Annotated in this window: 10 protein-coding genes; 4 read left to right on the forward strand and 6 right to left on the reverse strand. The window is 61.0% G+C overall.

Going from position 1 to position 12,693, the window contains the following annotated elements:
* The first annotated feature begins 96 nt into the window (after nt 1-96).
* On the forward strand, nt 97-1,317 hold the full coding sequence (locus tag H1B37_RS01280; protein ID WP_182864784.1) for a glycosyltransferase family 2 protein: 1,221 nt from the start codon (nt 97-99) through the stop codon (nt 1,315-1,317).
* Between the two features lie 48 nt (nt 1,318-1,365).
* Nucleotides 1,366-2,436: a hypothetical protein gene (locus H1B37_RS01285; protein ID WP_182864785.1), complete on the forward strand. Its 1,071-nt coding sequence runs from the start codon at nt 1,366-1,368 to the stop codon at nt 2,434-2,436.
* A gap of 79 nt (nt 2,437-2,515) precedes the next feature.
* On the opposite strand, the gene H1B37_RS01290 is transcribed toward H1B37_RS01285, so the two are convergent.
* From H1B37_RS01290 to H1B37_RS01315, 6 genes are all read right to left on the reverse strand, one after another.
* Entirely contained in the window at nt 2,516-3,373 is an 858-nt protein-coding gene (locus tag H1B37_RS01290; protein WP_182864786.1) for a sugar transferase, read from the reverse strand.
* Nucleotides 3,370-5,724 (reverse strand): GumC family protein, encoded by a 2,355-nt coding sequence (locus H1B37_RS01295; RefSeq protein WP_182864787.1) that lies wholly within the window; start codon nt 5,722-5,724, stop codon nt 3,370-3,372. Before H1B37_RS01295 ends, H1B37_RS01290 begins: the two co-directional genes overlap by 4 nt.
* Nucleotides 5,725-6,022: 298 nt before the next feature.
* Nucleotides 6,023-6,445: a hypothetical protein gene (locus H1B37_RS01300; protein ID WP_182864788.1), complete on the reverse strand. Its 423-nt coding sequence runs from the start codon at nt 6,443-6,445 to the stop codon at nt 6,023-6,025.
* Between the two features lie 34 nt (nt 6,446-6,479).
* Nucleotides 6,480-6,941, reverse strand: a complete 462-nt coding sequence (locus H1B37_RS01305) for a hypothetical protein (protein ID WP_182864789.1) — start codon at nt 6,939-6,941, stop codon at nt 6,480-6,482.
* The gene (locus H1B37_RS01310) at nt 6,938-8,032 is read right to left on the reverse strand and encodes an SGNH/GDSL hydrolase family protein (RefSeq protein WP_182864790.1); all 1,095 of its coding nucleotides are present in this window, start codon (nt 8,030-8,032) and stop codon (nt 6,938-6,940) included. Before H1B37_RS01310 ends, H1B37_RS01305 begins: the two co-directional genes overlap by 4 nt.
* A gap of 123 nt (nt 8,033-8,155) precedes the next feature.
* Nucleotides 8,156-10,498, reverse strand: coding sequence for a hypothetical protein (locus H1B37_RS01315; protein WP_182864791.1), 2,343 nt, complete (start codon nt 10,496-10,498; stop codon nt 8,156-8,158).
* A 382-nt stretch (nt 10,499-10,880) separates the two neighbouring features.
* Here H1B37_RS01315 and H1B37_RS01320 point away from each other — a divergent pair, with 382 nt between their 5' ends.
* The gene (locus H1B37_RS01320; protein WP_182864792.1) at nt 10,881-11,567 is read left to right on the forward strand and encodes a tetratricopeptide repeat protein; all 687 of its coding nucleotides are present in this window, start codon (nt 10,881-10,883) and stop codon (nt 11,565-11,567) included.
* A 67-nt stretch (nt 11,568-11,634) separates the two neighbouring features.
* Entirely contained in the window at nt 11,635-12,681 is a 1,047-nt protein-coding gene (locus tag H1B37_RS01325) for a hypothetical protein (RefSeq protein WP_182864793.1), read from the forward strand.
* Nucleotides 12,682-12,693: the final 12 nt, after the last annotated feature.

The raw sequence follows: 12,693 nt of genomic DNA on the forward strand, positions 1-12,693 counted from the left end.
CCCGCAGATAGGACGGCGAAAACGGCCCCCAAATGTCGACCCTAAAGGGGTTTCGACGATTGCCGTCGCGTCGTGGCCTCGCTCCGGATCCGTGTAGTGCACGCTGTTCTTGTTACCATCCTGTCGGGCTCCCTCGTGGGGCTGTTCTATGCCTACCTGGGATACCCGCTTCTGATCGCCGTGCTGGCCCGTGTTTTCGGACGTGATGCAACCCCGGTCGCAGCGGTGCTGCGCCAGGAGTTGCCCGAAATCACGGTGCTGATCGCGGCCCACAACGCCGCGGACTACCTGACCGAACGCATCGAAAACATCCTCGCGTGCGATTATCCGCCCGAGCGATTGAACATTCTGGTCGCCTCGGACGGCAGCACCGATCGAACCGGCCGGGTGGTGTCGGAATTCAACGACAGCCGGATCAAGGTGGTCTCGTTCAAAACCCGCCGCGGCAAGGCGGCCACGTTGATCGACGCCGTCGGATCGGTCACCAGTCCCGTGGTCCTGTTTACCGATGCGACCACGCGCTTCGATGAGCATTCGGTGCAGCGTCTGGCACGCCATTTCACGGACCGGCGCGTCGGCCTGGTCGCCGGAAAGGTCACGATGATCGACGAGCACGGTTCGGCCAGCGAATCGTTGTACTGGAAATTGGAAAACAAGATTCGTGCCTGCGAAGCACGCTTGGGAATCACGTTGGGGGCCAGCGGTGCGATCTATGCCGTCTCGCGGTCGATGTTCGTCGCCCCGTCGCGTCCGACCATCAACGACGACATGGTGCTGCCGATGTTGGTGCGGATGACGCATCCATGCCGGTTGGTGTTTGACACGACGGCACGAGCGTATTCGTCCAGCACCGGTGGGATCCGGGCGGAATTTTCGCGTCGCCAACGCATCGGTCTTGGTGCGATGCAGTGCCTGGGGGTGCTGGGTGGGTTGCTGCGGTGGAAAAACTGTGGCCAAGCGGCCGCCTTTGTCTCCCACAAGCTGATCCGCTGGACCGGACCGTTCTTGTTGATCGCGGCCTTCGTCAGTAACCTCTGCCTGGCCACCACGCCGATCTATCAGACGCTGGTGGTGCTGCAAGTGCTGGCCTATGCCGCGGCCGGCTACGGCGTGGTCGCTTCGGGACGCAGCATTCCGGCGCGATTGGCGCGTGCCGCGACGTCGTTCGTCGTCATGAATGCCGCGATCGGTGTGGGGATCTGCCGTTGGTTTGGCGGTCATGATACAGTGATCTGGAATCCGACCCGGCGTCCGAGTTGGAGCCACATCCCAGCGACATCCGAAATGGTTCCTACCACTGAAAAACGTGCTGCGTAACGTTCACTTGATCGCTCTCTCTCCCTCGACCGTCAAGGTTCCCTTGTGATGCTGATCCGGGGCATGGGGCCGACGACGTTTGCCCGCGCCTATCGAGCCGGACAGCGCCCGACACCGCGTCCGAGGCACGTTTTTATCGCCGTTGCCGATCACTTTGAACCCGAGCGTGACGGGGCGTCGCTGGAGAGACAACGGCTGCGTGTCGATCGCTGGTTGACGGACTATCCCGCGTCGGTCGATGGTTGCTGCGACTCGCGCGGCCGCCCGCCGCAACACACGTTCTTCTATCCCATCGAATGTTACACCGCCGAGCATTTGGACAAGCTCGCGAAACTGAAACGTGCAGGCTATGGCGACGTCGAAGTGCACTTGCATCACGACGATGACAACGCCGACTCGTTACGTGAATTGTTGCTGCGATCCACCAGAACACTGCACACGCGGCACGGATTGCTGCACCAAGACGCCTCCGGCCAAATCCGCTATGGCTTCATTCACGGCAATTGGGCCCTCGACAATTCACACCCCGACGGGTGCCACTGTGGCGTCAACAACGAGCTGACCGTGTTACGCGAAACGGGATGCTACGCCGATTTTACGATGCCGGCCGCTCCCCACGCCGCACAAACTCGCACGATCAACAGCATCTACGACGCCATCGACGATCCGCAGCGATCCAAGTCGCACGATCTGGGCACACCGGTCACCGTCGATTCCGAACGTCCGGCCGAGGGGTTGCTGATGATCCAAGGCCCGTTGTTGGTCAATCACCGCCGCCCGTGGCAAAAACCGCGACTGGAAAACGGCAACGTCGCCGGGTCGCAACCGCTGTCGTCGCACCGAATCGACGATTGGTTGAAAGCCCGCGTCGGCGTCGCCGGCCACCCCGCATGGCAATTCATCAAATTGCACACGCATGGTGCTTGGGAAGCCAACACCGACCAGTGGCTCGGGCCGTCGGCAGCAGCGTTCCACCACGGCTTGCGTGAAACGTCCCGGCGGTACGGATTCCGTTACTACTACGTGACCGCACGCGAAATGGCGGCGCTGGTCGAACAGGCCCGGCAGGGACGCACCGACCCCGATTTTGACGATCTGAGCATCACCAACCAACCGTAGCGGAACTCGCGGAGAGTTTCGTTGCCGCTTGGATGCTTGCCGAAAGCCTTGGCGGCTTCCGCGACGGTTCTGGAAATGATCACGCCACATGCTGCGTCAGCTCGCCCACGGACCCGTCCGCCGGCTCGGTGTCGACCGAGACAACGACATTCACCGCCGTGACGTGACGCCCCGACTCGGGCGTGCCTTTCGCCTTCAACTTGAAACACAACTGTCCGGCGATGTACGGCAGCGTTGACAACAGCAACTTCAGATCCTGGACCAGACTCGCCGTGCGAATGTAGTGCAGGTCGCAGGCAACTTTGTCGGGAATGCCGACGATCGATTCGTCGTACCCCAGTTTCAACTGTGCAAGCCCGGTGATCCCCGGACGCACCCGAGTCCGCTGCAGGTAGCCCGGCACTTCCTCGGCCAGGGTGCTGACAAATTCGGGGCGTTCCGGACGCGGCCCGACCAGACTCATGTCGCCCGCCAGCACGTTGATAAACTGCGGCAATTCATCCAGATGGCAACACCTTAACCAACGCCCCAACCGCGTCACTCGCGAATCGTGGGGGCTGCTCCAGACGGGGCCTGTCTGCTTTTCCGCACCGGTTCTCATGGTGCGAAACTTCCAGATGCGAAAGTTTTTTCCGTTCTTTCCCACCCGCACCTGACGATAAAATATCGGGCGTCCGTCACACACCAAGATGGCGAACGCAACGAGCGCCATGATGGGAATCGCGAGCGACATTAACAACGTCGTCGTCACGAATTCGAGAATCGTTTTGACACGAAAGTAGTGCGTCGGAACTGCAGGCGATTCCAGCGCAGCGTCGAGGGACGTTGCATTGGGTGCGTTTGGGACGGCAGGATGCGGCGGATGAAGGATCCTCTCCGAATCGGTCGCGAATGCCACCACGGATGCTGCGGGAGTGGTCAAGGGTGCTTGCTTCATGAATGGGTCGCTTTGCCTGGGTGGGTCGTCACGTCCTGGGAGGGATCCTGTTGATTCGATTCGTCTCCGTCGGCTTGAACGCGACGGATCTCTTCTTGCAGCTCGCCGATTTCCTGTTGCAGTGCGGTTTCACGGTCGGTGTCCTCGGCGATGAGCGACTTTTTCGGCAACGCTCGCTTTTGGTCGGGGCTCAGACGCAGCCCCGGCTTGCCGCTGCCCGGGTGCAGAATCGAACCGGACAGCGGGATTCCGGATTCGCAAGCCGATTGCTCGCACAGCACCAGTTGGTTCCAGCGACTTTGGTCGACGAAAACAGCGATCACGCTCGAATCGACCTCTTCGGCCAGCAATGCACCTTCGGCGGACCCCATGATCGACGGGCCGTTGATAATGATGGCGTCGTAATGTTGACGCATGGCGGCGATCACCGCGCGGAGTGTTCGCGGATCGATCCAGGCTTGATCATCGACGATGGTTCCGACCGGGATGAAATCCACCGCGTCCTGGTTGGTCGCGATCAACAATTCCGCGATCGCCTGGGCCGATGGCGGTTGCGCCGCGACGGCCAATTGACGGATGCCGGGCGACTGGGCCGCCCCCAGAGCGTGGCTCAGCTCGGACCGGTCGGTGTCGCAGTCGACCAACAGGACGCGCCGCCCGAAATTGCCCAACAACACCACCATCTCCTGCGAAACCACGTGCCGTGGTTCACCGGCGATGCAACTGGTGACCATCAACGTCACCGGGCTCGTGCCTTCTTGGTTTCGCAAGATGATCCTGGCGGCCGCCTCACGCACGCCACCGCTGACTTGTTTTTGACGCAACCCGAACCACGCTTTCGGCTGCGATGCGGCGTAGGAATTGGTGCCGAAGACCGGGAACGCGGATCGTGAAATCAGATCCCGTGGGGACCGCACGCGGCAGTCACGCCATTCCAGGTAGCCGATCATGAACATGACCAGCATCCATCCGCCCATCCCGCTGACCGCCGCCGCTCTCAATTGACGCGAATGATTGGCCTGTTCGGGCAGCGTCGCCAGCGATTGCAACGCGACGCGGGGTTGCGATTGGGATTCGATCCGGAACTCCTGCAGCGTCTTCCACAATCCGTCGGCCAGCCGGCTTTGGCGATCGACGGCGTGACGCGACATGTCCAACGGCACGGCGGTCTTGGGCGTCGTGCGCGACACGACCGAATTGAGTTCGGTCAAACGCTCACGCAAAAACTCTTTCTCGCTACGGTTCAGCTCGATCTGCTGTTTCAGCTTGGCCAGCAATTGCTGACGCTCCGATTGGGCCTGAATTTGCAACGTCTCGCTGATCTCGGCACGCGTGCGTTTGACCAGCTCTTCGAGTTCACCGGCAAACAGGTCTCGCTGGTCGGTCAAACGCCGCATCTGGGGCGATTCGGCACTGGCGGCAATCTTTTCCATCTGCTGGCACTGTAGCTCCAGCCCCAACAACTGCTTTCGCGCCGCGATGATCTCGGCGTTCTGCCGCAACAGTTTCTCGACGACTTCCTCGCTGACCGCAGACGATTCGCTGTGGCTGGCTTGAAACTCGTCCAGCTGACTTTGCAATTGGTTGCCCCTCAGCTGTGCCGCCTGCAGTTGCTGGGCGTAGTCGCGATAGGATCGAAACTGCATTTCGTCGCGAATCGTCAGCGATTCCGAACTGTCCGAACCCACCGACCGTGCGACGCTGTTCAGTTCGTCCCACAGGGCGTCCAGTTGCGAATCCGCGGCCGCGACGGCATGTTCCAACTGAGTTTCACGGAGCTGGCGGTCCGAGGCGATCCGGTGCGTGATCTCGTCCAGGTACGCCCGCGTGATCGCATTGCAATACGCCTGGGCCGCCTGCGGGGATTCGTGATGAACGGTGATGCTGATCACCTCCGATCCCGACTGGGTCTCGACCCGCAACAAACCGTCCAACCATTCGACGCGATCCCCCTCGGGAATCGCATCGGGCAGCTGACGGACGTCTTCATCATCAAACGCAGCGGACAGGACCTGGTGGGATCGTACCAGAGCAGCCTGGGAACGGAAGAACGCGATGTCCTCGGACCGGGATGTCTGTGGCGCAAAGACCACGTTCGATTTTTCGCGGACTCGCACCAACGCTTCGGCATGGTAATTCGGCCGAATCATCGTCCAGGCGGCCAGCGCCAAGGCCGCCGCAAAAACGCTTGCCACGACGAAGGTCAACACGGCATGGTGGCGACACGCCAGCATCAGGTCGCTGAATTCGGGGATCCCGCGATGGAACGATGCCCCGATCGCGTTGTGCATCGTCGGCGGCTGGACAGCAGAGGTCACCGAGCGGCAACCGGTGTCGGAATGGATTGACATAGAGTTAGGTTGCTCGCTCGTGCCGAAAATCTGTGCCCCTCCAGCCGCCGCGTATTGAAGACAAACAAAACGCTCGGCGACGACTGACTGGTTGGTGGCTCGGACCCCCGACGGATTTTCGTCATCCCTGGGCGGACTTTTGAGATAAATGGGCATGCCCCGCACAGGGACAGCAATCGGGCGAATCTAAGCCAACGCGATCGCCGACGCGTTCGACAAACTGATCGGCAACCTGCCCAACACCCGCACCGGCGTGAGGTTCAACCGACAAACCCGCGATCCCGCTGAACTGGCACGATCAAGCGAGCGCCCGCATCAGCTTGAACATCGGCAGCCCGAACCCGATCGCCATGATCAGAATCACGACGAGCGCCAGAACCAACGCCCGCCATCCGATTTGGCGCCGCGACTCCACGGACGCCACGGTCAACCACCCCAGCACCATCCCCGCCGCGACCATCACAAACAGGACGCTGACGACCGGATGAAGCAACACACGGGTCAGCCGAGGCATTTCCAACTCGAATTCCTCAAACAACGACAACAGGATCGGCCGCAGCACCATCATCTTGATCGCCATGCCGCACCACAGCAGACAAGCCAACAGGTACACGATGGACGTGCGCTGCGGACGAGTCTCCGTCGCGCCGGCCTCCGAACCACCGGGCGGGCGAAACGGATTGCTCGGTCGGTTCGATTCGTCCGGTGGCCTGTGTGTCATGATTCGATCCCAGGACGCGTTGGTGTGCCGACACTCACTCGCCTACCGACGGGTCCGGCGGCGTGTCGGAATTCGAAGATGATGGGAAGCTGAACAATTTGTCAATCCAAGTCCCTGGAAAACACTCCGACGACTTGCACGCGGAACACCAGTAGCGGAATTCGTGCTCCACCATTTGACCGTCTCGTAACTTGGGAACGACAAAACTTGCTTTCTTGATCGCCAGGATTCCGTCGCAATGTCGACACTGGGGGGGAAACGCAACGTGAACGATTGCCAATGGTACCTTGGCGGTCAGAATCGCTGCGACGATCCAAGTCACTTCGCTCCATCCCAAGTCACCCAAGGTGCCGCTGAAAAGCACGGGCATCAACAACCCGACACCGGCCGCCGCCGCAATCGTGCGGACGATTCTCGTCAGACGCAGGTGTGCTTTGGCTGTCAAACGGTGCTCAAAGGGTAGAAAGTATTTCGACGCGGCAACGCCGACACTCAAGATAACAGAATTGCTTTGCGACGACGTCCCGTAACAAGCAGGCAAACGAACATCACCGGAATCCAGATCGCCAGGCTTGATGGTTCCGGCACGGGACGGACGAGCATCGCGGCCCGTTGTCCAATGAGTTCGTGTGTCGCCGCTGTCGGATGAACACCGTCCCACCACAGGTATTCGTCCGGCGTTGCGACCACCTCGTATGGGAAGATCGGGACGCTCGAAGAGAGTTCGACACGCAGGGCGGGGTCGACAACGTTGCTGAATCCGAAGGCCGCAGGATCTGAACGGACCTCGTCAAAGATCCCCGCCACGTCGAGTTCATGAATGGTCACGCCAAGACTGGAACGAAGACGGTCGATTTCGGCGGCCAGTCCTGCATTAAACGCAAAGGAGAACGCCGCCGCGGAGGATGCCGCCGGAGTGCCCGCAAGTGACGGCGTCAGGCTGAGGGGAATCAGGTTTGCGACCAGAAACTCACGTGCCCCCGCTCCGGCAAGCAACTGGATCTGATCGGATAGGTTCGATACGGCAAGTCCAGGATCGAATTGACCGAAGAAAAAATCGTTCGCACCACCCCACAGCGCATAAAGGTCATTCGGTGCGGCCACACCGCCGTTGGACAAGAGGTGCAGCCCCACTTGCTCAGACATGCTGGGAACACCGAACGGCGAGGGCACCTGCGTCCCGGTCATCGCCCCGATGAACGCATAATTCGTTCCGCCAAGGAGGGCTGGTCCGGGTGAAGTTTCGCCAAGACCGCTCGCCAACACGTCGACCCACAGCGCCCCGTTGCTTGCCGCCCCGCTGGCAAACGGCGGCGACGGAAACCGGCTGCCTGGTACAGGAGCGAACGCCGCACCACCACTCGCGGCGAATAAATTTCCGGTGTCCGACAAGCTGTCCCCGAAGACAACGACGCCCGCCGCGCTGTGCTGCAGTCCGCCTCCACCAATCCAGACCCAGAGAAAGAGCAACGTCGTGAGCGGGACGGTCGCAAACTTTGGGAAAGCTGCGAGGAAAACGGATGGTCGCATCGCGATGGCCTCTGGCGTCGGGAAGGCAAGAAATGGAGATCGGTCTTCTTCCAACAAGAGAGAAAGGACACCGATAAGACAATCGAAAGACTCCTTCCCCGGAAAAAAAGACAACAGGGCCGGGCTGACCGACCGCGGCTTTGGAAAAACAAATGTGTTTTTCTCCGGTCTGTCGCATCGCTAGTGCATCACTGGTTGGCCGGCCTCACGCAAAAACCAGCGTGCATGCCCGAGACGTCGGAGCGGTTCCCAGCCGCCGTCGGTCCAAAGGTCGCGTTCCTTTTTGAAGTACCAGGGCATCGCCGGCCCCTCGGTCGCATGACGCCGAAGCATCTCATACGCTTGAAACGGCTCGCCCTGCCGCCGTAAATACCGCACCAACGTCAGCACAAAACGGTGGTCGGTGATGTCGACCATTCCGCACAGCTGGGCAAAGGCGGATCGGAACTCGCGATTCTGCGCGACGGGGTCTTCGATCGGGGCGTCGACCACGACATCGGGAAGTTCACGGTAGCCGATCGCGCGGACCTTGCGATACGCGGCATCCACCGCCCAGGCATACATCTGACTCTCCTCGGGCGTCGCCGACACGTTGATCGCCGCGTCCTTTCCCATCGAGTTCTGCGCAACCATTTGGTCGGGATCAATCGGTGCCGGCAGTCCCCCAAGCCCTTTCTCGCACCGCCGCAACACCTGATCCGTCGCCGCAATCACGCGATCGAGATGCCGCTTGCGAAGCGACGGGTGGTCGAGTGCCAATAAATAGGATCGCCACGCATTGATGTCGGCCGATCCGTCCTCGGGCTCTCCGTGTCGCTGCAAAACTTCCGCCGGCGTGGCCCCCGAAACGACACTCTTCCGTAACGCTTCTTCGGTCGCATCATGGTCGTAATACCACAACCAATCGTGTCGGCTCGGCTGCGAACTTCGGCGATCACTCCCGTCACCAACCGATTGAACTAACCGCGGCGCAGCAACTTCCACGGACGGATCGACGACGGCTTGCAACAGAATCCAAGGGGGCTGACGAGTTGCCAGCCCCAGTTCTCCCATCCGCCTGCTGTGTCGATCCAACCATCCGGATTCCAAAAACGTCCACGACTGTAGACGACGATCATCCCAGCGCGGCACCGCATCGTCGGATGCCTGAAACAATCGCCCAGCGTCACCGGATCCGTCCCCGGCCACACCGCGATACCACCATGATCGGACGAAGGGGCCGCGTTTCAACAACTGACTCGCGTTGCGCCGCACCGCCTCCGGGACCTCTGCCGGTGGCACTGGCGCTAGCGAAACAGGCCGCGCCGTCGCCGCTGGCACCATGGCGTTCGGCCCCGCAAGCCGATCAGCCGCCAGGTCTTCTCGCCTGACGTCCGGCACGGACTGCGGATGCTGCAGCATCGTTTTGACCCGATCGCCAAACGAGATTCCCGACGCGTCGTCTGACCGAGAATCGGCGGAATCAGAATCGGCGGTCCGCGAGGGGCGAATCCAATGGTCCGGCGAAACGGTCGTCCGCTGGTTCACCATCACCGGAACGCTACATCGATGCGACAGTTCGGCAAGCAACCGAGCCGTGTCCGTCGAGTGTCGGTCCGCCGTGATCAGATCGACCAAGACCACGTCGCAGCCGAGTTCTTTTGCCGCGTTCATCGACGCTGCCAAGTCCGCGGGCATCAGGCCGCCGACGTCCAACCACACCAGTTCAAACTCGACCGAACGGCTCGCGGCAGTCAGCAAGGCAGCCAGCGGCGATTCGTCCCATTGTCCCCGGCGGTCTCGTGCCGTGCCCGTGATCGTCCAAAGACGCAACCGAAGGTGATCGCCTGATTCACCATTCACCGAGTCGCCGGCCGATTGAGTGAGCTGCATCATCAGAATCGAATCGCCACGACGAAACAGCTTCGCCTGATTTAATTCTTCTGTCGTGATGACGAACACTTCGCCGCCGCCCATTTGCAAGTCGGCGTCCCAATCACAGGCCACGTGCAGCGCCCCCCGCGAATCGATCATCGCGATCACGTCGCTCGGATAGTTCGATTCAACGATCGGCCGCAGTGAATCCCATGGCGGCGGCGCTGGCCCGATCCGCTCGGCGCGCTGTTCAAATTCAGGCCGGTCCGGTCCGCAAGCGACCCCGCGATAGAGATCACTTTCCGCTCCCAGCGTCCACGCGTCGGGAAGCCGCACGCTGCGGCCACAGACACCCTGGACCGTCCGATCGGAAATCGAAATTTGCTGCGGTTGGCAAGCCGACAGAAAAACTGCATTGCCCAGCGCACCGGAAACATCCAGCGCACCGGAAACATCCAGCGCACCGGAAACATCCAGCGCACCGGAAACATCCACCGCACCGAGACATTGCCGCAGCGATTCGAACCGCTCGACAGGAACCCCGCTGCCATCGACCGGACCGATCACGCCGACACGCAACCGCTGGGCGCCGGCAGGTTTCGCTGCGACTCCCGCAGTCAAAACCAACGCAAACAAGAACAAATGTGGCAAGGGGAAGCGTCGAACCATGAACCATTCCGCATCAGTGACTTCGAATCAGATTGTCTCGTTCATTCTATTGAAACACGAAGGCCCTGAAGTTGTCGATGTCGAGTTCCCGTCGTCATCGTCACGATTGAAATTCGTTCGCCACCGCGCTGCGGACTCCAAGGCCGCGTTCTGTCGCGGCGTCAGCAGTGCGTGGGGAATGAATCCTTCGCCGCACACGTCGAAAGACAGCGGGATCTCCGTGTTTCGGGGCGTTTCGCGGGGATCGCTCAAGAATCGCGAAAAAGTTTTAGGGGGACGGCGGAGAAACTCGCAGGGATGTGTGAACCAAGACATCTCCTGGCGAGATTCGCTCCACAGCCCTTCTCTGAATCATCCTCAAGCATTGCCGGAAACAAGACCCATGAAACGCGTTTGCCTTGCTCTGATCGCTGCCATTTGCACGCTGAACTCAATGAACTGCTTCGCCGGTGAGCGCTGCAACAACCGGGGGCCGGTCACGACCTACCGTCCGATCGTCTTTCAAACGACAAATCCCACGATGACGTATCGGGCCAAGACCACTCCTAAGAGCCCCGTGACGCGACGCCCCGCCAGCCCGCCGGTGTTGACAACCGCCGATCGCCTGAAAGCCGCCAAGGCCGCGTTTCGCGTCGGACACAACAACAACGCACTCGCCCACGCGAGCATGTTGATCCAGCAGATGCCGAACAACTCCAATCTGCTGCAATTCCGATCAATGATCTACTTTCGAAAGGGCGACTTTCGCCGAGCGGCACTGGACGCCTATGAAGCGGTCCAACACGGCCCCGTCTGGGATGCATCGGTCGTGCAGAGTCTTTACGCGTTCCCGGTCCTTTACCACCGAGAACTCCGATCGATGCGGGAAGACTCGATCACGGATCTGCAAACACTCTTTCTTTCGGCCTATCACCACCTTGTTGCCGGCCAACTCGAAGAAGGACGCCAAACACTGCAACGAGTCCTGGCGATCAAACCTGACGACAACATCGCCGCGGCACTGATTCAAGTGATCGATGCACGTCAAGGCTCAAACGACTCGACTCGGCTCGTCAACACCGGTCGCTAATCTGCTGCGATCCCCCATCCCCCATCCCCCATCGTCCAACATCACCTCGCTCACGAGAAACGGAAACATGTCACGCTTTGCAATTCCAACACTTTGCCTCGCCTTCGCACTCACCCTCGTCAGTCACGTCCAGTCGGTCCAGGCGCAATTCGGCGGCGTCAATTTTTCTGGATCACGCGGCCGCGGCAACATCTCGATCAACCGACGTGGCGGCATCGGCGTCGGCCTGCAATCTCGCAGCGGACGAAACGTCGCCGTGGGAGTCAACGGCGGGACCGGTCGAACCAACAATGGACGCGCCCGTGCCACGGGAACGGGCGGAGGCATCGGGGTTGCCATTGCCGATCGAAACAGCAACGCCCGTGCCTACGGAAACGGTGGCTTCGCCATGTCCCGGGCCAGTGGCGGAAGCAGCGCGACCGCATTCGCCGGTCGAGGGTCCACGGCAGTCGCCAAAGCGTCTGGCGGCAGCGTCGCCCGCGCCGAGGCCTACAACAACAGTCGCGCCCGAGCGGTCGCCAGAAATGGTAGTGTGTCACAGGCTTATGCCTCCGACGGCAGCGTCGCCAAGTCGTATGCCGTCAATGGCAGTCGTTCCTCGGCGAGGGCCCAACGCGGCAGCACGGCGTACTCGCGAGCGTCGCACGGCAGCGAATCCACCGCTTACGCCGACAACGGATCCCGAGCACGTTCCCATGCCTCGTGGGGCAGCCAGTCTGCCGCCGTCGCACTCGATGGAAGTGTCGCCGAAGCGAGCGCACAATACAACAGCTCGGCGATCGCCATGGCCAGCAACCAGAGTTCCGCTTCGGCGTTCGCCCGGTCGGGCAGCCAGGCGGTTGCCGTCGCGGAAAATGGATCACAAGCGGTCGCCGACGCGTTCTGCGGCAGTCTGTCGGTCGCCGAAGCCTATGACGGCAGCCTCTCGTTGGCATCGGCCCGTTCGGGCAGCACGGCGATCAGCTTTGCGGAAAACGGCAGCTATGCCAACGCAGTGGCCAGAAATCGGTCCGCTGCCGAAGCCGTCGCGGCCGAAGGAAGCATCGCCGAAGCCTTTTCCGGAAACAACTTCGCTGCAAACCAAACCAGCCCTCTCCGCATTGATTCATTCTGAACCAAGACGCTG

It is taken from the genome of Stieleria mannarensis (assembly GCF_014154935.1).
GTDB classification, from domain to species: Bacteria; Planctomycetota; Planctomycetia; order Pirellulales; family Pirellulaceae; genus Stieleria; species Stieleria mannarensis.